17 protein-coding genes and 1 pseudogene are annotated in these 24,361 nt (G+C 73.1%); 9 read left to right on the forward strand and 9 right to left on the reverse strand.

Annotated features, from left to right (window positions below; genetic code table 11):
• Positions 1-68: 68 nt before the first annotated feature.
• Positions 69-1,073: an alpha/beta hydrolase gene (locus AB0E67_RS21060; RefSeq protein ID WP_362028866.1), complete on the forward strand. Its 1,005-nt coding sequence runs from the start codon at positions 69-71 to the stop codon at positions 1,071-1,073.
• 44 nt (positions 1,074-1,117) lie between these two features.
• On the opposite strand, the pseudogene AB0E67_RS21065 reads toward AB0E67_RS21060, so the two are convergent.
• Positions 1,118-1,273, reverse strand: a pseudogene (locus tag AB0E67_RS21065) (FAD-dependent oxidoreductase); the annotation flags it as partial.
• Between the two features lie 84 nt (positions 1,274-1,357).
• On the reverse strand, positions 1,358-3,163 hold the full coding sequence (locus tag AB0E67_RS21070) for a hypothetical protein (protein WP_362028869.1): 1,806 nt from the start codon (positions 3,161-3,163) through the stop codon (positions 1,358-1,360).
• A gap of 228 nt (positions 3,164-3,391) precedes the next feature.
• On the opposite strand from AB0E67_RS21070, the gene AB0E67_RS21075 reads away from it, so the two are divergent.
• The 5 genes from AB0E67_RS21075 (at position 3,392) to AB0E67_RS21095 (ending at position 10,851) form a co-directional block, all read left to right on the forward strand.
• A complete protein-coding gene (locus tag AB0E67_RS21075; protein WP_362028872.1) occupies positions 3,392-4,774 on the forward strand; it encodes an extracellular solute-binding protein in 1,383 nt (460 codons plus the stop codon).
• 56 nt (positions 4,775-4,830) lie between these two features.
• Positions 4,831-5,862, forward strand: coding sequence for a sugar ABC transporter permease (locus tag AB0E67_RS21080; protein ID WP_362028875.1), 1,032 nt, complete (start codon positions 4,831-4,833; stop codon positions 5,860-5,862).
• Complete coding sequence (locus AB0E67_RS21085; protein ID WP_362028878.1) at positions 5,862-6,788, forward strand: carbohydrate ABC transporter permease; 927 nt, start codon at positions 5,862-5,864, stop codon at positions 6,786-6,788. Before AB0E67_RS21080 ends, AB0E67_RS21085 begins: the two co-directional genes overlap by 1 nt.
• Positions 6,789-6,954: 166 nt before the next feature.
• Positions 6,955-9,747, forward strand: coding sequence for a hypothetical protein (locus AB0E67_RS21090; RefSeq protein ID WP_362028881.1), 2,793 nt, complete (start codon positions 6,955-6,957; stop codon positions 9,745-9,747).
• A 129-nt stretch (positions 9,748-9,876) separates the two neighbouring features.
• Positions 9,877-10,851, forward strand: coding sequence for an alpha/beta fold hydrolase (locus AB0E67_RS21095; protein ID WP_362028884.1), 975 nt, complete (start codon positions 9,877-9,879; stop codon positions 10,849-10,851).
• 30 nt (positions 10,852-10,881) lie between these two features.
• On the opposite strand, the gene AB0E67_RS21100 is transcribed toward AB0E67_RS21095, so the two are convergent.
• A complete protein-coding gene (locus tag AB0E67_RS21100) occupies positions 10,882-11,967 on the reverse strand; it encodes a CU044_5270 family protein (protein WP_362028886.1) in 1,086 nt (361 codons plus the stop codon).
• Entirely contained in the window at positions 11,967-12,635 is a 669-nt protein-coding gene (locus tag AB0E67_RS21105) for an RNA polymerase sigma factor (RefSeq protein ID WP_362028889.1), read from the reverse strand. The genes AB0E67_RS21100 and AB0E67_RS21105 overlap by 1 nt, the downstream gene beginning before the upstream one ends.
• Positions 12,636-12,772: 137 nt before the next feature.
• Between AB0E67_RS21105 and AB0E67_RS21110 the strand changes: the two genes are divergently transcribed.
• From AB0E67_RS21110 to AB0E67_RS21120, 3 genes are all read left to right on the forward strand, one after another.
• Positions 12,773-14,332 carry a serine protease gene (locus AB0E67_RS21110; protein ID WP_362028892.1) on the forward strand — a complete coding sequence of 520 codons (1,560 nt, stop codon included), beginning with the start codon at positions 12,773-12,775 and terminating at the stop codon, positions 14,330-14,332.
• Between the two features lie 183 nt (positions 14,333-14,515).
• A complete protein-coding gene (locus tag AB0E67_RS21115) occupies positions 14,516-15,226 on the forward strand; it encodes a hypothetical protein (RefSeq protein ID WP_362028895.1) in 711 nt (236 codons plus the stop codon).
• Positions 15,223-15,852, forward strand: a complete 630-nt coding sequence (locus AB0E67_RS21120; RefSeq protein ID WP_362028898.1) for a hypothetical protein — start codon at positions 15,223-15,225, stop codon at positions 15,850-15,852. The genes AB0E67_RS21115 and AB0E67_RS21120 overlap by 4 nt, the downstream gene beginning before the upstream one ends.
• Positions 15,853-15,910: 58 nt before the next feature.
• Here AB0E67_RS21120 and AB0E67_RS21125 read toward each other — a convergent pair whose 3' ends face one another.
• From AB0E67_RS21125 to AB0E67_RS21145, 5 genes are all read right to left on the reverse strand, one after another.
• Positions 15,911-17,626: a protein kinase gene (locus AB0E67_RS21125; protein WP_362028901.1), complete on the reverse strand. Its 1,716-nt coding sequence runs from the start codon at positions 17,624-17,626 to the stop codon at positions 15,911-15,913.
• A gap of 52 nt (positions 17,627-17,678) precedes the next feature.
• On the reverse strand, positions 17,679-20,705 hold the full coding sequence (locus AB0E67_RS21130; RefSeq protein ID WP_362028904.1) for a glycoside hydrolase family 38 C-terminal domain-containing protein: 3,027 nt from the start codon (positions 20,703-20,705) through the stop codon (positions 17,679-17,681).
• 44 nt (positions 20,706-20,749) lie between these two features.
• A complete protein-coding gene (locus AB0E67_RS21135; protein WP_362028907.1) occupies positions 20,750-21,475 on the reverse strand; it encodes a polysaccharide deacetylase family protein in 726 nt (241 codons plus the stop codon).
• Positions 21,472-22,581, reverse strand: coding sequence for a Gfo/Idh/MocA family oxidoreductase (locus tag AB0E67_RS21140; RefSeq protein ID WP_362028910.1), 1,110 nt, complete (start codon positions 22,579-22,581; stop codon positions 21,472-21,474). The genes AB0E67_RS21135 and AB0E67_RS21140 overlap by 4 nt, the downstream gene beginning before the upstream one ends.
• Positions 22,582-22,718: 137 nt before the next feature.
• Positions 22,719-24,353 carry an FAD-dependent oxidoreductase gene (locus AB0E67_RS21145; protein WP_362028913.1) on the reverse strand — a complete coding sequence of 545 codons (1,635 nt, stop codon included), beginning with the start codon at positions 24,351-24,353 and terminating at the stop codon, positions 22,719-22,721.
• Positions 24,354-24,361 lie beyond the last annotated feature (8 nt).

Consider the following 24,361-nt stretch of genomic DNA (forward strand, 5'->3'; position numbering starts at 1 on the left):
GCGCCGACCGGGCCGGACCCCGGGAACGCTGGGCTCACGAACCCGGTCCCCGACGAAGAGAGATCAGCATGACCGCCTCAACCCCCACTGCCCCGCGCGCACGGACGACCGGGCGCCGCGGACGGACCGTCGCCGCGGCCCTGGTCGCGGCCGCCGTCGCCGCGCCGGCCGTACCCGCCGCGGCCGCCGACGGCGCCGATCCGGCGGACGGCAAGCCCACGGTGGTGCTGGTGCACGGGGCGTTCGCCGACGCCTCGGGCTGGAACGGCGTGGCGCAGCGCCTGCGGAGCGACGGCTACCAGGTCGTGGTCCCGGCCAATCCGATGCGCGGTCTCGCCGGTGACTCCGCACATCTGGCCGGCGAGCTGAAAGGCGTCCGGGGTCCCATCGTGCTGGTCGGTCACTCCTACGGCGGTGCGGTGATCAGCAACGCCGCCGCGGGGAACGCGCAGGTGAAGTCGCTGGTGTTCGTGTCCGCGTTCATGCCGGACAAGGGCGAGTCGCTGAGCGACCTGGGTGCGAGGTTCACCGGCGGCCGGCTGAACTCGGCCCTGAGACCGAAGCCGTTCAAGAAGGCCGACGGCACCGAGGGCACCGATCTGTCCGTCCACCCCGACAGGTTCCGCGAAGTCCTCGCGGCGGACCTGCCGTCGGACACCACCGCGCGGCTGGCCGCCGCCCAACGCCCCATCAGCGGAGACGCGTTCACGGACAGGGCGACCGCCGCGGCCTGGCGGACCATTCCGTCCTGGGCGCTCGTCGCCACCGGGGACAAGGCCGTCGCGCCGGATCTCGCCCGCTTCGAGGCCCGGCGCGCCAAGTCGCACACGGTCGAGGTCGACGCCTCCCACAGCGCGATGATGTCGCGCCCGGACGCCGTCGCCGACCTCATCCGGCAGGCCGCGGGGGGCCGGGCCCCCGAGACCTCGGCCCTGGCCTCGATGAGCACCGGCACCCTGGTCCTGGCCGGTCTCGGCGGACTGGCGGGCGTGGCCGCCCTGACCGGCGTGGGCCTCGTCGCGGCGGCCCGCCGACGCCGCGCCGCCGACGGCGGGCCGGGTGCCGCCCACTGACCTCCGCCAGGGTTCAGGAGTAGGCGCGCACCGCCACGATCCGCCACCCGTACCTCGCTGCTCGAATTCCCGCCCGGCACGGGGCGGTTGTGGACGAGGGAGACCCGCCGTCCCAGCCGGGCGGCGGCGATGGCCGCGCAGACACCGGCGAGCCCTCCGCCGACGACGGTGATGTCGCTCGTCACGGTCTCCTCACGCATGACGCGTCCGGTCCTTTCTCGGGTGGGCGTGACCGCGGACCGGGGCGCGGCCGGGCGGGCACGGTTCTTCGGACACGGCCCCGTTCACGGCACCAGCCTCGAATCCGAAAGACGCGGTGAGGGCGGTGCCGCACCGTCGAGCGTCGCCGAATGCAGTGCGGCGTGCTCCTCGCGGGACACCACCGACCGGCCGCCGCGCAGCGTGAGCCGGTTGCCGCGCGGAGTCGTCCAGCGCACCTCGGCGTGTTCACCGGCCGTGGCCACCTCGGGGCCCGGACCCCCGTCGTGCTCCGCGTCGGACGGCACCAGGGACAGCGAACCCGCCGCGAAGGCGTCGCCGACCGCCGCCCAGTCCAGCTCGGCCGGGGTCGCGCTCTCGAAGAGGACGACTTCGAGCCGCGCCCCGTCCGCGCGCGGCACCAGCCCGACCGTGGGCGTACGACCGCCGAAGGAGCCCCCGGCCAGTCGGAGTTCCAGCCGTGCCGTCCCCAGGTCGAGTGCGATGCCGCGCTCCACCTCGATCGCCTCGGGCACGGGCGGCGCGCCGATCAGGTCCACCACCAGCCGCAGCGACCGGGTCCGGAACCGGTCTCCCGGCCCGATCATGTCGAGATGGTGGTGCCGGTCGCCCGCCGGGCAGGCGAAGCCCGCCAGCCAGGCCACGTGCGGGCCGCTCTGCACGGTGGAGAGGACCCCCGAGGCGAAGTCGAAGTCCTCCGCCCCGTCGTCCTTCACCAGGTGGACGTGCAGATGCCCGGCGGAGCCGTCCGGCCGCACCCAGTGCCCGAACAGCGCGCGCCGCTGCAGCCAGGTGTCCTGGTGGTTGACGCTGCCCAGCGTGGTGACCGCGTCCAGCCAGGTCGTCCCGGTCTCCGGATGAGCGGATCCGACGAACAGCTCCCGGTGTTCGTGCTCGCCCCCCAGCGCCGCCAGCCGGGCCGCCGCCCAGTCGGGCATGCGGTAGTCGACACAGGCGTGCACCCCGATCGACATCTCCCCGCCGACCGGGCCGATCTCCGGTGTGCCCAGCGCCCCGCGCACCGCCTTCACCAGGAACGGCGGTACGCCGAGGTCGTTGCTGTAGCAGCGGGCCATCGGACCGGAGAGCTGGCGGGTCGGCGGGTGCCAGCGGGCCAGGAAGTGCAGCCAGAGCCGGTCGTGCAGCCGGTCGTTGAGCTCCAGCACCCGTTCGTCCCGCACGTGCTCCCGGATCAGCGTCAAGGTCTGCAGCACGACGCCCCAGTAGGACGGGCTGTTGAACTCGGTGAAGCTCCCGGTGGTGTCGATCGCCTCGCACAGCCGCGTCATGCGGTCCCTGCCGTAGGCGAACAGGGCCTCGTCGTCGAGGAGCTTCCCGGCGGCGAGCGCGACGAAGGTGCCCATCACGGCGACATTGGTGTACGTCATGGGGACGTCCCTGCGGACGATCGAGGCCGCCGCGTGCCGCACCGACTCCCGCAGTTCGTCCCGTACGCGTGCCGGCAGGAGGTCGCCGTGCCGGGCGTGGATCAGCAGCAGCTGGATGCCGAGGAAATCCGCCCAGTTCCAGTCCGGCGGGTCCATCTCCGCCGCCGGCTCCTCGGCGTAGTAGCCCCAGATGCCGTAGGTCGGGCTCTCCTCGGACCGGTCCTGGAGCTCCGCGACCCGCAGGATCGCGGCGTGGGCGCGCTCGGCGTCGCCCGCCGCACCCCGCTCCAGCAGGAGCAGCGCGTACTGCAGGGAGTTGCGGGTGGGGTGTGCGAGACCGCCCTTGAGGTGGGTGTGGATGGGGTTGTAGGGGGCTTCGACCCGCAACAGGTTCGCCTCGGGGTCCCAGTGGCGGTCGCCCCCGGAAAGGGCCGCTCGCAGCAGGGCGCGGTCGTACTCGGCGGCCGACCAGACAGGGTGCACGGGATGTCCTCCAGCTCGCGATCGTCCGTCCGACGATCTCCGGCAACGCTTGGGAAGCGTTTTCCAGAGGCTAAGCCGAGGGTCACCCTCCGGCAAGGGCCGCGTGGTGAAATCGAGGGTGGAAGACCTGTCCTGACCCATTGACGCGGCGATATCGGGCGGTGCAAGGTGACCCCGGCTGGAAAACGCTTTCCGGCCAGTTCCGGTCTGTCCTGAATGGAGTCCCCGATGAGACCCTCCCTGCGCATCGCCATGACGGGCGTCACCGCGGGCGCGCTCGTCTGTGCGCTTGCCTCGTGTTCCGGTTCCGGCGACGACACCGCCGCCGACGGCAAGGTGACCATCACCGTCTCCGGGCGCCCACCGGCCACCGACGCGGCCGCGGTCAAGATCTTCAATGCGCGGGTGGCGGAGTTCGAGAAGGCCAATCCCGGGATCAGGATCAAGACGAACGAGTACCAGTACGACCAGCAGAGTTTCCAGACCAAGGTCGGCGGCGGCAGCCTGGAGACGATCGTCCGGGTGCCGCTGACGGAGATGTCGGGCCTGATCAAGCGCAGGCAGGTGGCCGACCTCACCGAGGACTTCGAGAAGCTCAAGCACAGTGAGGACTTCAACCAGGTCGCCCTCGGCAGCGCGAAGGGCCTGGACGGCAAGATCTACGGCATACCCACCGAGGAGTACGCCCTCGGACTGCTCTACAACCGCGACCTGTTCCGGAAGGCCGGGCTCGACCCCGACAGGCCGCCCGCCACGTGGACCGAGGTCCGTGCCGCAGCCAGGGCGATCTCCGAGAAGACCGGCGCCACCGGCTACGCCCAGATGACCAAGGAGAACACCGGTGGCTGGATGCTCACCGCCATGGCGTACTCCTTCGGCGACTCCATGCAGGAGGAGTCCGGCGGCAAGTGGGCCAACACCTTCGACCGTTCCGGCAGCGGCGCCGAGAAGTCTCTCGACACGCTCAAGCGGATGCGCTGGGCGGACGACTCGATGGGCAGGAACCAACTGCGCAACATGACCGACGTGGAGAAGGACTTCTCGGCCGGGAAGATCGGCATGACGATCGCCGGGCCCAGCTCCGTCAACCACTACGTCCAGCAGTACAAGGGCGACCCCGAGGCCGTCGGACTGGCCGCCATGCCCACCGACGGCAGCGCCAAGCGGACCCTGGCAGGCGGCACCATGGCCGTGATCAGCCCCCGCGCCACCTCCCGACAGCGCGAGGCGGCCGCGAAGTTCATCGACTTCTACTACCTCTCCACCAAGTACGACCCCGCTCTCGCGGAGCGGGACGCCGCCGCCAAGAAGAAGGACGGCGCCGTCATCGGCGTGCCGGCCGTCCCGTTCTACGAGCCCGCCGTCGCCGGCCCGGTCGACGAGGCGGTCGCCAGGCAGGCCAACGTGCCCGTCGAGCACTTCACCCCCTACAGCAAGGCCCTCGGTGAGTTCGAACTGGTCATCGAGCCGCCGGTGGAGGCGCAGAACGTGTACAAGGCCCTCGACAGCGCCGTGCAGGCGGTGCTGACCCGCGAGGACGCGGACCCGGCCGAGCAGCTGAGGAAGGCCGCCGCACAGGTCAAGTCCCAGGTGGAACGGGCGCAGCACTGAGACGTGCCCGGCACGTCGGACCCGAGCACAGCACGAGGAGAGGCGAGGAGACGTCCATGAGCAGGTCGCACGTGCCTGCGGCGCCCGCCGGGAACCGCACCCGCAAGCACCGGACGAACGAACGGCGTGGTGACGACGACCCCGCGGAGCGGGCACGGACTCCGCAGGAGCCGCCGCGCACCGCCTCCTCGCGGCGCGCCCGCACGGTGGAGCGCTTCGTCCGCTGGGTCAGGCAGGGAGGGATCACCACCATCCTGTTCGGCCTGCCCATGGTGCTGTGCTTCGCCTACTTCTCCTGGTGGCCGATCGTCCAGAGCGTCCGGCTCAGCTTCGAGCAGACCAACCTGATCGGCCCGGCCACCTGGGTGGGCCTGGACAACTTCCGGCACGTGCTGGAGGACCCGCTGCTGTGGACGGCGGTCGAGAACACCGCGCTGTTCGCGGTGCTCGCCCTGGTGATCGGATTCCCGCTGCCGCTCTTCCTCGCGGTGCTCATCGCCGAACTGCGGCGCGGCGGCACGCTGTTCCGCATCCTCGCCTACCTCCCGGTGGCGATCCCCCCGGTGGTCTCCGTCCTGCTCTGGAAGGTGTTCTACGACCCGGACGGCGGCCTGTTCAACCAGCTGCTGGCCCATGCGGGCCTCGGCCCGTACCCCTGGCTCCAGTCCACCGACACCGCGATGCTGTCCATCGTCCTGGAGTCCACCTGGGCCGGGTTCGGCTCCACCGTGATCATCTACCTGGCGGCGCTGGGCTCCGTGCCCACCGAACTGTACGAGGCCGCGGAGATCGACGGCGCGGGCATCTGGCGCCGGGTCTGGCACATCACCCTGCCGTCCCTGCGCGGCGTCGTCCTGATCATGTTGCTGCTCCAGATCATCGGCACCCTCCAGGTCTTCACCGAACCCTTCGTGATGACGGACGGCGGCCCGGAGGACTCCACCGTCACCGTCCTGATGCTGATCTACAACTACGCCTTCCGGAACGGCGACTTCGGAGCCGCGACCGCGCTCAGCGTGCTGCTGGCCCTCGTGCTCGGCGCGCTCTCGGCGATCTATCTGCGGGCGACGAGGAGCTGGAGCGACTGATGGCCGTACAGACACCCCTGCGCATCCGCCGCGGCAACCGCCCCGAGGAAGGCGGACGCGGACTCGTCTCCCGCGCCGACCGGCGACGGACCTCCGTGCGCGTCTGGCTCGGCTCCGTCCAGGGCCTCACCTTCCTGCTGCTGTTCGCCTTCGGCGCGGCGCCCCTGTACTGGACCTTCAAGGGAGCCGTCTCGCCGACCCAGGAGCTGCTGCGCGACCCGCTGGCCCTGTGGCCCGATCACGCGCGGTGGGAGAACCTCTCCCGCGCCTGGAACGAACTCCAGGTCGGCCAGTACCTCTGGAACACCGTGGTCCTGGTCACCGGGTCCGTCCTCGCACACCTCCTCGTCGCCACCACCGGCGGGTACGTCCTGTCCGTGCTGCGCCCCAGGTGGGCGGCGCCCGTGCGCTGGATGGTGCTCGCCACCCTCTTCATCCCCGGATCCATCTCCCTGGTCGCGCTCTACCTCACCGTGCTCGACCTGCCGGGCCTCGGCATCTCGCTCGCCAACAGCCCGTGGGGTGTCTGGCTGCCGCACGCCGCCAGCGCCTTCACCGTGCTGATCGTGATGAAGTTCTTCGACGGCATCCCGCGCGAGCTGTTCGAGGCCGCCAAGGTCGACGGCGCGGGCCCGCTGATCATCTTCCGCCGGATCGTGCTGCCCATGTCGCGGCCGATCCTCGCGGTGGTGACCCTGTTGACGGTCATGAATTCCTGGAAGGACTTCCTCTGGCCGCTGATCGTCATCTCGGACACCGAGAAGCAGCCGATCTCCGCCGCCCTTCCGCGCCTCGCGGAAACGGCGGAGCAGTCGCTGCTCATCGCCGGGATGCTGCTCGCCATCCTGCCCCCGGTCGTGCTGTTCCTGATCTTCCAGCGGCAGATCGTACGCGGCGGGGGAGGCTTCACCGGCCTCAAGGGATGAGCACCACCCGGGAACGGGCGCGGACCGGGTCCGCGCCGGCCGACGGCGGCAGCGGTGCGCGCCGACGGCTCAGGACCGGTGTGCTCCGCCGGAGTACGGCCGACGGAGCACACCACCCGGGAACCCCAAGGAAGCACCGCGCCGATCCGATCGAGAGGTTGCCTCGATGGAACAGAACGGCACGATCCGGCCAGGTCCCCTGGCACCGGCCAGAATAGGGGGCCGCGTCGCGCGGCCCGCCGCATGGGGCACGGCCGCCGCCCTGCTCGGCTGCCTGCTGGTGGCCGCGCCCCTGCCCGGCACGGCCCCGGTCGCCCACGCGGCCGGCACCCTGACCGTCACCTCGCCCGACCTCCTCTTCGTCAAGGGACAGGCGAAGATCACGCTCGCCTCCGACCAGGCGTCGGTGGCCTGGAAGGCCGTCGACGACCAGGGCCTGACCGCCGCCTCCGGCACCGCACCGGTGTCGGGCGGCACCGCCACCGTCGACGTCGCACAACTCGGCAGCGGCTACTACACGCTCCAGGCCACGGCCGGAACCACCACCCGGACCGCGAACTTCGGCGTGCTGACCGCGCTGACCGGCGCGGAACAGCGGGACGTGCGCTTCGGCACGGGCATCCACTACGGGTGGAACGACGGCGACGACCAGAAGCTGCTGCGCTCGGTCAGGCTGATGGGCATGCACGGGATCCGCTCCGACATCAACTGGGGCGCCATCGAGAAGACACCCGGCACGTACTCCTGGAGCAGCTACTCCACCGACCAGCACATCCCGTACGCCAAGTCGCAGGGACTGACCGCCCTGCCCATCTCCGGCTACCGGAACCCCAATTACGACGGCAACCGGACCCCTGCCTCCGACGAGGCGCTCGAGGCCTACGGGAAGTTCACCGCCGCCGCGGTGGAGAAGTACCAGCAGTCCTCGAAGGAAATCGAGATCTACAACGAGTACAACTCCACCGGCTTCAACAACGGCACCTGCGGCATCACCGCCGACTGCTACCTCAAGCTGCTCAAGGCGAGCTACGGCAAGGTGCACGCCAAGGTCCCGGACGCCACCGTCGTCGGCGGCGGGCTGGCCGGCCTCCAGACCGACTGGCTGAAGCGGCTGTACGCGATCGGTGGCCTGAACTACATGAACGCCCTGAGCGTTCACCACTACGGCTACCCGAACCCGCCCGAGACCGCACTGGAGAAACTGCCGCAGGTACGCGCCGACCTCGACGCGGCGGGCGGCAAGAACTTCCCGCTCTGGATCACCGAGAACGGCTACCCGACCCACAGCGACGGCGTCACCCCCGCCCAGCAGGCCGCGTACGTGCCGCGCGCCCAGATCTTCTCCTTCGCCTCGGGCGTCAACCGCTACTACTGGTACGACCTCACCAACGACGGCACCGACGCCACCAACAAGGAACACAACTTCGGCGCCTTCAAGCGGCCCACCGCCGAGGTCAAGGCCTGGCAGCCCAAGCCGTCCGTGGTCACCGAGGGCGTCCTGATCCGGCAGCTCGCGGGCCGTGCCTACGCGGGCCGTGACGACGCGGGTTCCGCCGACGTCCGCTCGTACCGCTTCGGCACCGGAACCGACACCGTCCGGGCGCTCTACACCACGGCCGCGACGCCGGGAACGGCGGAGCTGACCGCCAGTGGCCCGGTCACCGTCACCGACCAGATGGGCCACGAGAAGACGTACCTCCCGGTCGGCGGCAAGGTGCAGCTCGGCATCGACGGCACGGTGCTGTACGTCAAGGGCGCGGTCGGCGCGGTCAAGGCCACGAGCGGACCCGTGTTCTCCCTCCGGCTGCCGCAGCACTCCAACACCGAGGAGAGCGTCGACGCGGTGCTCCAGGTGGACGGCACCAAGGGCCGGACGCTGCCGCTGCGCTACGACTTCCGGATCGCCGGGGAGAAGCACCGGGTGACCGCCGAGCCCGGCAAGGTCGTCCGCGAGAACATCCAGCTGCCCACCTCGGCCCTCACCGGCCCGCGCACGGTGAGCGGCACGGCCGGGCTCGGGCCGGTGAACCTCGCCCGCCTGACCTCCGAAACCGAGGTGGTGCCACCGACCCAGGTCACCTTCGACCCGGTGGTGAAGCAGGCGGCACCGTTCGCCGCCGCGCTCAAGGTCACCGTCACCAACAACCGCGCCCACGGCCCGCTCGAACTCACCAAGCTGGACTGGCAGGTGAACGAGGGCACCAACTACCTGGACCGGGGCACCATCGACGGTCCGATCAAGGTCGGCGCCGGGTCCAGCACCTCGTACACCGTGGACGCGCGCAACATCAAGCAGTGGAAGCGCTACTGGACGGCCGCCCACCTCAACACCCCCGACGGAGCCAGGACCGCCGTGGGCGCCTGGAACGGCTGGGGTTCCGTCCAGCCGGCCGGCACCGACACCACCACCCCCGTCGACGTCATCGCCGACGGCTCCGTGAGCTACAAGGGCGGATACAACGGCGCGGCCGACCTGTCCGGCACCGTCCGCCCCCAGTACACCGACGCCGGACTCGTGTTCAAGGGCGTGATCACGGACAACGCCCTCGCCCAGCCCGCCACCACCGCCGAGAACATGTGGCAGGGCGACAGCATCCAGTTCGCCGTCACCCCCCGGGCGCCGGGCCGCAGCAAGCAGTACGTCGAGTTCGGCGCCTCGCTGGTCGGCGGCAGGCCGCAGGTGTACACCTGGCGCGCACCGGCCGGCCAGTCCGCAGGTCCGACCCCCGGCGCCACCGCCCGGATCACCCGTGACGGCACCACCACCCGCTACACGGTGACGGTGCCGTGGGCATCGCTCGGCCTGACCGGCAAGCCCACCGAGTCCATCGGGCTCGGCTTCGTGGTCAACGACAGCGACGACGACGGACGCGCCCGCGGCTGGACCGAGTGGGGCGGGTCCATCGCCAACAACTCCAAGAGCGCCGCCGGCCTGCGGGCCGTCCAGCTGACCGACTGATCCCTTCCCCGAACGGGCGGGGCCGGGCGCACCTGACAGCGCCCGGCCCCGCCGCTCCATGCCCGACACCTCCCGCTCCACCGTCGGCCGCCCCACCGCTTCCCGACCCACCGTGAGGAGACCAGCCCCATGGCCCTGTTCGACCTGCCGCTGAACGAACTGCGCGACTACCGGCCACGGATCGACGAGCCGGACGACTTCGACGACTTCTGGGCGAAGACCCTGGCCGGGACCCGCGCCCACGACCCCGCGGTCTCCTTCGAGCCCGTCGGGACCGGGCTGACCGGGCTGCGCACCTGGGACACCACCTTCGCGGGCTTCGGCGGCCACCCGGTCAGGGGCTGGTTCAGCGCGCCCGCGCACGCCGAGGGCCCGCTCCCGCTCGTCGTCCAGTTCCACGGCTACAACGGCGGGCGCAGCCTGCCGCACTGCTGGGGCCTGTGGCCGCTGGCGGGCTTCGCCCACTTCGTCATGGACGTACGCGGCCAGGGCGGCGGCGGCAACGTCGGGGACACCCCCGACCCGGTCGGCTCCGGCCCCTCCCACGCCGGGTTCATGACCCGCGGCATCGAGGACCCGGAGCGGTACTACTACCGTCGTGTCCACGCCGACGCCGTGCGCGCCGTGGAGGCGGCCCGCTCTCACCCGCTCGCCGACCCCGCCCGCACGGTCGTGCTCGGCGGCAGCCAGGGCGGCGGCATCGCCCTCGCGGTCGGCGCGCTGGTCCCGGACGTGGCGGCGGTCGCCGCCGACGTGCCGTTCCTCTGCCACTTCGAACGGGCCGTCACGCTCACCGACGCCGACCCGTACGCCGAGATAGCCCGGTACCTCCGGATGCACCGGGGCAAGGAGGAGCGGGTCCTGCGCACCCTGTCGTACTTCGACGGGGTGTCGTTCGCCGCACGGAGCGGTGCTCCCGCGCTGTTCTCCGTCGGGCTCCAGGACCAGACCTGTCCGCCCTCCACGGTCTTCGCCGCGCACAACGCGTACCGGGGCGAGAAGGAGATCGAGGTGTACCCGTTCAACGGACACGAGGGCGGGGCCATGTTCCAGGAGGCAGCCCAGCTCCGCTGGGTGCCGCGGATCCTCCGGCGGGTCCGCTGAGGTGCCCCGACGGGTGCGGCGCCCCGGGCCCTACGCCGCCCCCGGCGCGGGGAGCTCGCCCGCGCGGTCGACGGCGGCCCTGACCAGGACCGCGGAGGTGCCGACGACGGTCCCGGCCGGGCCCGCGTCCCCGGCCCGGGAGAGCACCGTGCGCTCGCCGAGGAACGCGTACGTCGTCCGGTCGAAGACCCACTGCGTCTGCTGCCCGTACGCCGTGCGCGCGACGGCGACGCCCTCGCGCCCCGCCGCGTCGGCCGCCGTCCGGACCACCGTGACACCGGGGATCCGCGCGGCGGCCCGGTACAGCGCGGCCTCCACCGCGGGCGGCGCCCAGGTCTCGGCCAGCAGCTCGCCGATCGCGGTGAACGCCCGCTGGTCCGGGTCCCGGCCCTGTCCCCGGGTCTCGTGCCGGATCAGTTCCAGCAGCGCGTCCGGGTCCGTGGGCAGCGACGCGACGAACCGGTGGGTGGGCTCGGTGACCGACGGGCCCGCCGTGCGCGAGGCTCCGGGTCCGGGCGCCGCGCCCCGGCGTTCGAGGCCGTGGACCGGCGCGTCGGCGCCGAGCCGGGTGTCGGGCCCGCCCTCCTCGCGCAGCAGACCGGCGCGGCCTCCGTCGGCGGACGACCACACCTGCCGCCGGTGCGCCGGAGGCGTCGTCACCGGTCCGCCGCCGGCGCTCTGCGCGGCGTACGCGACCCTGCTCTCGACGTACACGAACTGATCGGCGCGGACCGCGGGCCGCCGGGTCCGGGCGGCGGCGAGGGCCACCCGGTCGAGGAGCCGGGCCGCCCCGGGCGCGGCGGTGTGCCGTCCGGCGACCGGCGCGGCGCCGCGGTCCGGAAGGTCCAGCGCCACCACGCCGACGGCCGCCAGGGCGCAGGCGAGCGCCGGTACCGCGAACCTGACCGGATGCCGGTGCGGGCGCGCGGCCCGGGCACCGGCACCACCGGGCGCGGGGTTCCGGGCGGCCTCGCGCAACAGCGCCTCTCGCAGCAGGAGTTCCCGGTCCGGGGACAGGCCGGGGACCGGGGGAGGGGGCAGCGGACCGGTGAGGTCCGGGCGGTCGGTCTCCTCGGACCGGTGGTCGGTAGTACGACGCCACGGTGCGGTGTTCATCAGAGCTGCTCCTTGGTCAGAGGGCGGGCCGCGGAAAGGCGGCCCGGAGAGAGCCGGTCGGGGACGGAGGGGAGAGGACCGCTCCTGCGCGCGCGGAGCCGCCCGGCGATGCCCCGCACCGTCCGCGCGCGGGCGGTGCGGGCCTCGGCGTCGGTCAGCTCGCGCAGCCGGGCGCGGGCGCGCGACAGGCGCGACCGGATGGTGCCCACCGGCACACCGAGCGCCTCGGCCGCCGATTCGTAGTCCAGCCCGGCCCAGACGACGAGGGTGAAGACCTCGCGGTCACGGGGGCGCAGCCGGGCCAGCGCGGCGTGCGCGGCACGTAGTTGTTCGGTGTCCGCGAGGTGCGTGACGAGATCGTCCACGAAGTCCGGCACCGAACCGCGCTCCGGGACCCGGGCGAGCGCGATGTCACGACGCCGCCGCGCGCGTGCGTCGCGCCGCATGACGTTGGTCGCGATGCCCAGCAGCCACGGTCTCAGGCCGTCCCCGTCGGGGCGCAGTCCCTCCCGGCTGCGCCACGCCTCCAGAAAGGTCACCGAGACGACGTCCTCGGCCTCTGCCCAGTCGCCCGTCACCCGCAGCGCATAGCGGTACAGCACCTGGGCGTGTTCGTCGTACAGCTCTCCCAGGGCATCGCGGTCCCCGTGGCGGAGGCGATTCCTCATGAGTGTTTCCACACTCTGCTCTGCCACTTCCGTTGCCGCGGTTCCGGTGACCTGTACCACATGTGCGCTGAAGGGCCGCCCCGTTCGATGTGACTCAGGTCATGGGAACTCCGGGTTCTGTCGGCGCAGTGCAGATCGTGAACACTTCTTCCGTACCCCGCCGCCGCGCCCTGCGGAACCTGGCTCTCGCCGTCGTCCTGGTCGGCGCCGCCACCCCCGTGCTGGACACCGCCGCCCTCGCCGCCCAGCCGACCACGTACGCCCTGACCATCGTTCACCTCGGCCGCGACGGCCGGCCGACCGACGACTACGAGACCGCCGTCACCGGGGTCTTTGGACCGGGCGCCGACACGTCCGTCCGGCCGCACGACGCCTCCGGCACGACCACCGTGCGCCTGCCGCGCGGCCGCTACCTGCTGGACAGCGAGCTGACCGACGCCGACGGCCGGAGCACCGACTGGATCGTCCAGCCGCGCCTCGACCTCGACCACGACACCACCGTCACCGTCGACGCGCGGACCGCCGCCCCCGTCGACGTCAGCCCGCCCGACAGCACCGCGACCTTCCAGGGCAGCGCCATGTTCGTCCAGGTCACGCACGACGGCGCCACCCGGGACATCAACCTGGTCAAGTACACCCCGACGCTGCGCGTCGCCCACCTGGGCCCCGACGCCGAGCCGGGATCCGTGAAGCAGTGGTACGACTCCTACTGGTCCGGCAGCACCGTCGGCTACGCGCTCGGCCACACCGGCACCGGCAGCCGCGCCCTGACCGGACTCGTCCGCCACCCCTCCGCCGCCGAACTGGCCGCGGTGCGGATCGACGCCGGTGCCCGGCCGGGCACCCGGCAGAGCGCCTCGGTGGACATCAAGCCGACCGGCCCGGCGATGGGTACGTCCCAGTCCTTTCCGACCCCCGGCACTCTCACCTATCTCGTGACGCCCGAACGCGGCACCTGGGACCTCACCTACACCGTCCCCGACACCCCCGGCGCCGAGAGCAACCGCTACAGCGCCGACCGCTTCGCCGTCCGTGCCGGGAAGACGACCACGCACACCTTCGACAACGCCGTCTTCGGCCCCGCCCTCACCGACCGGCCCGGCGTGGTGCGCGACGGCGACGAACTGACCCTCGACGTCCCGATGCTGGCCGACGGGGACGGCCACGTCCCGTCGGCGCCCCCGCACGAGACCGCCATCACCACCCTGCACCGCGACGGGGTGCTGATCGGGAAGCGGACCGGCGACCCCCGGCGCGCCTCGTTCACCGTGCCCCCGGGGCGCGCGGCCTACCGGATCACCAGCACCGTGAAGCGCGCCGGCGCACCCGGCACCGCCACGCGCGCGAGCGCGTCATGGACCTTCACCTCGGACACCACGACCGGCCCGGTCCCGGTGCCGGTGAGCGTCGTGCGGTTCTCGCCCGAGCTGAGCCCGACCGGCACGGCCGCGGCCGGTGCCCCGTTGCGGGTCCCCGTCACCGTCCTGGGCGCCGCCGGCCGCGGACGCGTCCGCTCCGCCGTGTACGCGTACTCCACGGACGGCGGCACGACCTGGACTCGCGTCCCGGTCGAGCACGGCGCGCTGAGGATCCGCAACCCCCGTGCGGGCACCGGCGTCTCGCTGCGCGTGGAGCTGACCGACACCGCGGGGAACACGCTCACCCAGACCCTCGTCGACGCCTACCGCACCCACTGATCCCATGAGACGGGCCCGACCGGGCCCGCCGACGCGCCGCCCCGACAGGCTCCGTCAGGGAGTTCTCGGCTCCCCTCCGGTCCGGTCGGGGTGGTGCGGATCACGGACAGGTGCTGGACGGCGCATGTATGGTCCATCGGGGCCCGTCGCGGCCCCGTGACCGGCGACGACCAGGGGCGGACAGTGCGGCAGAGGGCCTACGGGCAGGTGATGCGGGCCACCGCCTGCCTGCTGATGGCGTGGCAGGTCTGGATGGTCTGGTACATCGCCAGCCACGAGGCGGACGGTGTGAGATGGACCTGCGACGGGACGGGCGGCTGCGCCAGCGACCAGTTCGCGTCGGCGGCCCCGATTGTCGGGCTGGGCTCGGCCATCGTCCTCGGCCTGATCTCCGCCCGGTTCCTGCACCGCGCCACGCCCGGCGCGATGGTCGCGCTCAGCGCGGTCGCCGCCGTCGCGGGCTGGTACGACGCGCTGGCGGAGGGCCGCGTCGACCGCGACTCCACCACCTCCTTCCACATCTTCTTCCCGTTCATGGAGTTGTCCGTCTCCGCGTGGCTCACGTTCCTGTGGACCGTCGCCGGGGCGGGCTGCCTCGCCGCCTGGTGGGGTGCCGCCGTGAGCCTGCGCCGCACCGCGGGACTGCGCCGCCTCGCCCGCCGCTGCGCCACGGCCGACGCGGTGCTGGAGGGCTGGCGGTCGGCGGGCGGCAAGTACGGCGAGGTCGTGGTGGTGTTCGACGACGCCGCCGGGGTGCGCCACCGGGTCCCCGTGGTGGTGGAACGCGTCGCTCTGCAACGCGACGTCCGTGCCGTGTACGACGTCGACCACCCGGACGACCCCGCCCGCACCAGGGTCGCCGTCTCCCGCCGAAAGGTGCCGAGCCCCGCATGAACCGACCGCTGTCCTCCGTCCGCCGGTTCGTCACCGCGCTCAGTCTGCTGTCCGTGGTCGCCGCGGGGCTCGCGTTCGCCGCGCTCGTGCACGGTGCCCTCGACGGACCCCGCTGGCTCCTGCTGGTCGGTCTCCCCGCGACGGCCGTGGCCCTGGTGGTGTTCGGCAAGGTGGGCGAGCCGTCGCAGTCGGACATCCTCGTCCGCGGACTGCGCTCCGGCGGCCCGCGCGCCTTCGCCCCCGCTCTGGTCCACGGGGTGAGGGCGGTCGACAAACGGACCGGGCGGCTCGCGCGCGACGGGCGGTCGCTGGAGTCCGTGTTCGCCTTCGACCTGACCGTGGTGCCCGACGGGCTGCCCGCGTACCGGGTCCAGGTCCGGCACCCGCTGGACGTGCAGGGACTGCTGCACCGGTCCAGAGGGGTCGTCGAGTACGACCCCGAGCAGCCCTGGCGGGTCGTCATCCCCGACAATCCGCCGCGCGAATGGCTGGCCCGGGCGAACGGCATCACCCCGCCCGCGGAGGTGAAGCAGAGCGTCGGCGCGGCGCCGGCCGGCCTGTGGACCTTCGTGGCGAGCGCGGCGTTCGCGGCCGTGCTGCTGGTGCTGGTACGCGTGCTGGGCTGACTGCGCCCGCCGCGCGGGCCGGGTGCGCGCCGGGGCGGGCGGGCCGCACCCGGCGCGGTCAGCCGCCGCGCGGGTACTGCTTGAGCACCTTGCCGCGCATATCGGCCCGCAGATACGCGCCGCCGTACTCGTCGGAGACGTAGACGCTGACTGTCGGCCGGTAGTCGTCGAACGGCGAGGCCGGATCGACGTCCACGTAGTGGCTGGTCGGCTTGGAGATCCCCAGTTCCTTGTCCGCACGGCGGATCAGCGCCGGGAGCACGTCCCAGTCGTACTTCCTCAGATCCACCGCCTTGTCGTTCGGCATGAGCGTGCCGCCGGCCCGGTCACGGGTCACCTTGCCGTCCCGGTACGTGTAGACGTCGTACAGGTTCTTGTCGGCCTTCACCGGGGCCTCGATCCTCGCGAACTCCTCGTACAGCGTGAAGGAGGTGATCCGGCTGTCGCCCGTGGTCCGTTCGAGCGCGGCGATGACGGACCTGGCCCCGTCCGGCGTCAGCAGGTCACCCTTTCGCGCCTCTTCGGGCTCCGCCGCGTCCTTCGTCTCCGGTCGCGTCTGTTCCGGCGCGGGGGCCGAAGGGCCGTCGGAGGGGCGGTGCCGGACGGACGCCGGGCCGCCGGTGGCCCCGGTGTCCGGGGCGGGCAGCAGGGCCCACACCAGGGCACCGGTCAGGGCGGTCCCCGCGAGAGCCGTCGAGAGCGCGGCGGCCCGGCTCCGGCGGACCCGGCGGCGGACCTCGTGCTCGCCCAGCGGCGCGGGAAGCGGCGGCCCGGGAGGGGCGGACGGACGCAACACGGTGGTCGGAAGCACGGTCGTCGGGCCGCCCGGCCGGTGACCGGGCGGCGCCGCGTCCTGCGGCGGCACGGAGTCGCGGGGCGGGGCGGGAGGCTCGTCCACCGGCCCGGCCGCCGGGGAGGAGACCGGAGCGTCCATCGGGGAGGCGACCGCCTCCAGCATCCGGTCCAGTTCCTCCGGGCCCGGCCGCGCGGACGTGTCGCGGGTCAGCAACGCTGTCAGCACCGGGGCCAGCGTACCGGCCCGCCGGGGCGGCGGGATCTCCTCGTCGAGCACGGCGGCCAGCGTGGCCAGCGTGGTGGCCCTGCGCAGCGGATGCCGGCCCTCGACGGCCACGTACAGCATCATCCCGAGCGACCACAGGTCCGACGAGGGATCGCCCTCCTCGCCCCGGATCCGCTCGGGCGCCATGTAGTCGGGCGAGCCGATGATGGAGCCGGTCGCCGTCAGACTCGTGGACTCACGGATCGCCGCGATACCGAAGTCCGTGAGCACCGGGCTGCCGTCCGGCCGCAGCAGGACGTTGGCGGGCTTGACGTCGCGGTGGTGGATGCCCGCGGCATGGGCGGCGCGCAGCGCGGACAGCACCCCGCGGCCCAGTCGGGCGGCCTCGGCAGGGGTGAGCGTGTCCTCGGCCAGACGCTCGGCCAGCGACATGCCCGGCACCAGTTCCATCACGATCCACGGGTAGGCGTGGTCGCCGCCGTCGACGATGTGATGGACCGTGACCACGCCCGGGTGGTCGAGGCGGGCCAGCGCCCGGGCCTCGCGCAGCACCCGCTCGCGCAGCATCCGGGCCGACTCCGGGTCGTTCTCCGCCAGCGCGGGGTCCGGGGGCCGTACCTCCTTGAGCGCCACGTCGCGGTGGAGCGCGAGGTCATGCGCGCGCCACACCATGCCCATGCCGCCGCTGCCCAGCCTGTTCACCAGTTCGAAGCGGTCGTCGATCACACGGCGCGCAGGCCCCCCAGCGTTCATGGAACAGAGCCTACGGGGCGGGTGCGCGGCGCCCCCCACCCGCCCCGCGTCTTCACGCGGCGTCGTTCGGCGTCAGCCGCAGTGTCAGGATCTGGAACGGCCGCAGCCGCAGCCGCACCCCGTCGCCCTCCGCCGCGGCCGCCCCGGACCCGTCGGCGAGCGGACGCTCCAGCAGATCCGTGACGGCCGCGCCGGCCAGGGCGAAGCCCGTCGTCAGAAGCGCCGAGGCACGCCCGCCGTGGGCCTCGTGCAACCGGACCACCACGTCCCCGCTCCCGTCGTCCGCGAGCTTCACCGCCGTGACGACCACCGCGTCGTCGTCGACGGAGACCAGCGGCACGACCGCGGAGCTCCCCGGCACCCGGCGTTCGGGCAGACCGAACCACCAGCCCTCGCGCACCGCGTCACCGACCGTCGCACCCGGCAGCAACGCGTACCGCAGGCGGTGCACCCCCTGGTCGGTCTCCGGGTCGGGATAGCGGGGCGCCCGCAGCAGCGACAGCCGCACCGTCGTCGTGGTGCCGCCGTCCTCCCGGACCGTGCGCGTCACATCGTGTCCGTACGTCGAGTCGTTGACCAGCGCCGCGCCCCAGCCCGGCTCACCGACGTGCAGGAAGCGGTGGGCACAGATCTCGAACTTCGCCGCCTCCCAGCTGGTGTTGGTGTGCGTCGGCCGCCGCACGTGCCCGAACTGGGTCTCCGCCGTGGAGTGTTCGGCCCGCACGTCGATCGGGAACGCCGCCTTCAGGAACTTCTCCCGCTCGTGCCAGTCGACCTCGGTGTCGATGTCCAGTCGCCGGGCGCCCGGCCGCAGCGACAGCACCTGCGTGACGCGGGACGACCCGAAGGCGCGCACCACCTCGACCCCGTCACCGGCCCGCCGTACCGCCTCCGCCCCGGTCAGATCGGTCACCGTGTTCCGGTAGAACGCGTCGACGTCCCAGGCGTCCCAGTGGTTGGGCAGGTCCGGATGGACCTGGAGCAGATTCGCCGCACAGCCCGGTGCGATCGTCTCGCGGCCGGCCACCAGGTCGACCACCGAGACCACCAGCCCCCGGGCGTCCACCGTCACCCGCAACAGCCCGTTGTCCAGCAGGAAGCCCCCGTCGACCGCCTCGGCCACGACCGGCGCCCGCGGCCCCTCGGGCCGATTCTCGGCGAGCGCCGCGCCGCCCGCCGCGATCCCGGACCGCTCGTGCGGAGCCGCGTTGAAGACGACCGCGCCACCCCCGTGCGGCGAACCGGAGAGCGCCCGCTGCGCCGCCCCGATCACGGTTTCGAGCTCCTCGGCGATCCGGGCGTACGCGGCCTCCGCCTCGCGGTGCACCCAGGCGATGGACGAACCCGGCAGGATGTCGTGGAACTGGTGCAGCAGCACCGTCCTCCAGATCCGGTCCAGCTCCTCGTGCGGGTAGCGGAAGGCGGTCCTGACCGCGGCGGTCGCCGCCCACAGCTCCGCCTCCCGCAGCAGGTGCTCACTGCGCCGGTTGCCCTGCTTGGTCCGCGCCTGCGAGGTGTACGTGCCCCGGTGCAGCTCCAGGTACAGCTCGCCCAGCCACACCGGCACACGCTCGTACTCGGCCTCGGCCGCGGTGAAGAAGGCCGCCGGCTTCTCGACCGCCACCCGGGGCGAACCCTCCAGGTCCGCCAGCCGGTCCGCCCGCGCCAGCATCTCGCGGGTGGGGCCGCCGCCCCCGTCACCCCAGCCGAACGGCACCAACGAGCGGGTGGCGTGCCCCTTGTCCCGGAAGTTCCGCTCGGCGTGCGCGAGTTCCTCGCCGGACAGCTCCGCCACATAGGTGTCCACCGGCGGGAAGTGCGTGAACACCCGCGTGCCGTCCAGCCCCTCCCAGAGGAACGAGTGGTGGGGGAACCGGTTCGTGGTGTTCCACGAGATCTTCTGGGTGAGGAACCAGCGCGAACCGGAGAGCGCAACCAGCTGCGGCAGCGCCGCCGAGTATCCGAACGAGTCGGGCAGCCACACCTCCTCGGTCTCGATCCCGAACTCCTCCAGGAAGAACCGCTTGCCGTGCACGAACTGCCGGGCCAGCGCCTCCGACCCCGGCATGTTGGTGTCCGACTCCACCCACATCCCGCCCACCGGGACGAACTGCCCGGACGCGACCTTCTCCTTCACCCGCGCGTACAGCCCCGGGTGGTGCTCCCGCAGCCAGTCCAGCTGCTGCGCCTGCGACATCGCGAAGACGAACTCCGGATGGTCGTCCATCAGCGCCAGCACGTTGGAGGTGGTGCGGGCGACCTTGCGGACCGTCTCGCGCAGCGGCCACAGCCATGCCGAGTCGATGTGCGCGTGGCCCACCGCCGAGATCCGGTGCGCGGAGGCGTGCGCGGGGGAGGAGAGCACCGGCCGCAGGGCCTCCCGGGCGGCCGGGGCGCTCGCGCCGACTCCGTCCAGGTCCAACGCGTCCAGCGCGCGTTCCACCGCGCGCAGGATCTCCCAGCGGCGCGCCGAGCCGACCGGCAGCTGCCGCATCAGCTGGTCCAGCACCTCCAGGTCCTGGACGAGTTCCCAGACCTGCCGGTCGAACACGGCGAGGTCCATCCGCTCGACGCGGTACAGCGGCTCGTCGCCCGCGGTCTCCCGGTCGCCGAGCGCGCTGACGCCGTCCAGGATCTCCGGATTGGCGGCCGCCTCCAGGTAGTACGTGAACTCCTCGCCGCCCGTGACCCGTTCGTCGATCCGCAGCCAGGTGTTGCGCGGGTTGAGCGCCTTGACGACACTGCCGTCCGGCCGGTGGGCCAGTGCCTCGGCGGAGAACCCCGGCCGGTCGCGGGCGAAGCCGAGGTCGATCACGGCCTCGACGGTCTCGCCCGCCCAGTCCTTCGGGACGCGGCCGGTCACCCGGAACCAGCTGGTGCCCCAGGCGGGCCCCCAGGTGTCGCCGACCGCGCCCGGCCCGTAGCCGGCGCCCACGGCCTCGTCGAAGGGCACGGGCTCACCGGGCGCGTGCCAGACCTCGAAGCGCAGGGGGACGGTGCGGGGGTGGACGGCGGGGCGGACGCGCTCGCGCAGGACGCGGTCGAGGCGTTCCTCGGTCAGTGTGCGGTCGTCATGCATGAAGGCAGGGTCTCTCTGATGGGTGGGTGCGGCGGGGAGGCGGTTCAGGGCAGTTCGTCGAAGCCCACGCAGGGCAGCGACAGCTCCCCGGCCAGGGCCAGGAGTCGCTCCAGCCGGGCCGGGGTCACATGGTTGGCCTCGTGGGCCTCGGCGACGCAGTGGGCGTAGAGCGTGGTGACGCCGCCGACGTCGGCGGTCCGGCGCAGCGCCCCGACCACGCCGGTCAGATCGTCCTCGTACGCCACGGCCCCGCGTCCGGAGTCCACCGAGCAGCCCGGCAGCACCCGCCGGGCGGACAGTTCGGCGGCCGGGACGCGCAGTTCGTCGGCGAGGGACGGATCGGCGCGGCGGTCCACCGGCACACCGCCGCGCAGCCGTTCGAACAGCGCGAGCAGCAGCCGGTCGGTGGTCTCGTCGCGGGCACTGCACGGGTAGGCGAAGCTCAGGGCCGGGAAGCCCAGGCGGCGCAGCGACTCCAGGGCGGGCACCACCTCCCGTTCGAGGTAGGCGCCCGCGCCGTGCGCGGCGACGAAGTCCGGCGCCCGCTCGTGCCGCAGACCGTGGCATCCGACGGTGTGGCCGTCGTCCGCGAGGCGGCGCAGCAGCCGCGTCTCGTCCCGGTCGAGCCGGTCGGGTTCGCAGACGAAGAACGTGACACGGGCGTCGTACCGCGCGAACAGCGGTGCGGTGGCGGCCCATTCGCGCACGTGCCGGTCGTCGAAGGTGAGCAGGAGAGCACGGTCGGTCCGGCGGTCCGCCTTGCCGGTCACCGCCCGGACCTCTCGGGCGCCCAGCCGGGCACGGAGCCGTGCAGCGCCGTGTAGAACGGATCACCCGGGGCGATCTCGCCGGCCAGGACGGGGCGTCCGGTGAGCGCGGACTTGTACATCGCGCTGATCAGCTCCAGGGCGCGGCGGCCGTCCCCGGCGCTCGCCCGGGGCCGTCGGCCCGCCCGCATGTCGGCCAGCAGCGAACGGAGCTGTGCGGCGTGCGAGCTGGGGACGTCCTCGGCCGGGCGGGCCCAGGCCGCGGCCCGTGCGGCTTCGACCCCCGGCGCCGGGGTGTAGGTCCAGTCGTCGTTGCCGTGGCCGTACAGATGGTCCAGCTCGATCGTCGCGTCCCGCAGGTCGATCCGCAGATGGCTGGACTGGCGCGGTGAAAGGGCGCTGTTGACGACGGTGGCCAGCGCGCCCGAGGCGAACCGGACGGTGGCGGTGGTGACGTCGTCGGTCTCCACGTCGCGGGCCAGCCGGCCCGCCATGGCCCGGATCTCCGCCCATTCCCCGAGCAGGTCGAGCAGCAGGTCGATCTGGTGGATGCCGAGCCCCAGGGCCGGGCCCGCGCCCTCCGTCGCCCACGTCCCGCGCCAGGGCACCGCGTAGTACGCGTCGTCGCGGTACCAGGTCGTCTGGCAGTGGGCGACCAGCGGCGGCCCGAGCTCTCCGGAGGCGATGAGGGCCCTGGCGTGTTCGGCGCCCGATCCGAACCGGTGCTGGAAGACGATCGGCGCGTACGGGCCCTGTTCGCCCTCCGCCGCGGTCATGGCGTCGTACTCGGCGAGACTGAGCGCGGGCGGCTTCTCGCACCAGACCCAGGCCCCGGCCCGCAGCGCGGCGACGACCTGTTCCCGGTGGGCGACGGGCGGTGAGGCGACGACGACGAGATCGGGCCGGACCTCGCCCAGCGAGGCGGGGAGGTCGGTGGAGTGGTGCGGGATCGAGAAGTCGGCGGCGAGGGCGCGGGCCGCGGCCGGATCGGTGTCGACGACGCCGGCCACACGGAAGTCCGCGGGCAGTTCGAGGAATGCCGGCAGGTGGACGGCGCGGGCGATGTTGCCCGCGCCGACGAGCAGGACACGGTAGGGGGTCACAGTCACGGGGGCCGTCCAGGCTGAGTGGGTGTTTCGGAAGGGAGCGGATGTCGGGAAGAAGGCGGAAAACGCTTTCCACGTGGGCGGGGAGGAGCCCTCCCGAGGGAGGGGCGGGGAGGCGCCCTCCTCGGCAGGGCAGGGTGTCAGAGCGTGGCGTAGAGCGGCCCGGCACTGGTCACGGGGCCGGTGCGGAGCCGGTCCGGCCAGTCGAGGGCGAGCCCGAGCGTGTCGCCGAGCCTGCCCTGGAAGGAGGCCAGCCGGTGCTCGTCCGCGCGGACCGCGCGCGGCGGCAGCCGGTGTTCCAGGCAGTACGAGACGAGGGCGCCGACGGCCTCCCCGATGCTCCACTGCCCGGCGTGCCCGCCGACGGCGGACGCGCTGACGTGCGTGGCGCCGATGTTCCGCCCGGCCGGGAGCAGATTCTCCACCCGTACGGGCAGCAGCGCGCCGAGCGGCAGCTGGAAGGGCAGGCACTCCAGATCGAGCCCCGCACCGCCACCCGTCCCGGGGCCCAGGGTGATCCGGGACCGCAGGGTGCCCACGCTGTCCGTGAAGGTCTCGGCGCCCGCCGTCCCGGCCCGCGCGGACACCGTCAGATGGTGTTCCAGCAGGGTGAACTCGGCCCGGATGCGCCGGGATTCGCGGATGTGCGGACTCTTCGCGAACCCGTCGGGCGTGCCCGTCGCGTCGGGGCGCGGGCGCAGTTCGGGGTATCCGTGGCCGCCGTCGTGACGGGGCGCCCGCGTCTGCATCCAGTACAGGAAGGACCGTGCCTGTTCCCGGGCCTCCCGCTCGGCGAGCGCCCGGGCCTCGTCCCCGGCGCCGACCAGCGGAAGACGGGTGTAGGCCGTCTGCTCCCAGTCGACCAGGGTGATGTCGCTGTCGAAGGTGCCGGGCAGGTAGCGGCTGCGGGCCAGGGCCCTCCGCCGGTGCCAGCGGTCGTTGGGCGGTGCGGCCCAGGGCGGCAGCTCGTCCGGCGCGTGCAGGAAGAGCGGCACCGGACGGACCGGTCCGCCCCCGGGCTCCGCGGTCTCCCACGAGAACGCGTCGGCCCACCGGGCGTAACCCGCCGGCCGGTCGATGGTGTGGTCCTCGCCGGGACGGTGGTCGAGGGCGAAGACCCAGGAGAAGGCCTGCTGGTCCAGCGGATCGGCGACGGCGGCGGCGTGCGGCTCGCCGGTCTCCTCGCGGGACTCGGCGCCGATGACGTGCTCCACGCCCGCCAGGTCGAGCAGATCGCCCAGGTCCGTCGCGTCGACGACGTACGGCGCCACGACCGTCACCGGCTCGCCGTCCGGCGCCTCCAGCGTCACCGCGGTCACCCGGTCGCCGTCCGTGCGGGCCGCGACCGGCCGGTGGCCGGGCAGCGGCGTGAGCCGGCCCGAGGCGAGATGCGGGGCGAGGAGTTCGTGGACGACGGCGAGCGCGGCGCGCGGCTCGTGGCTGAGGTGGCCGGTGGTGCTCAGGCCGGGATCGAGCAGCGGGTCGGCGAACGGCTCGGGGCGCAGCGGGTAGTTGCGCCGGTAGAAGTCGCGTATGCGTTCCCGCAGATCGCGGTAGCCGGGGGAGACCGGGTCCAGTTCGATGCGGTGGCCGTCGGCGAGCGGCACCGCCTGCGCGGTGAGCAGACCACCGGGCCAGTCGGTCGCCTCGGTGAGCACGACGCGGTGGCCGAACCGGGCGGCGGTCAGCGCGGCGGCGAGGCCGCCGAGACCTGCGCCGACCACCAGGACGTCGGTCCCGAGTTCGCGGGTACGGGGAGCGGGGGCGACGGACACTGGAGTCT

It is taken from the genome of Streptomyces sp. NPDC032161 (assembly GCF_040636995.1).
Classification (GTDB): domain Bacteria; phylum Actinomycetota; class Actinomycetes; order Streptomycetales; family Streptomycetaceae; genus Streptomyces.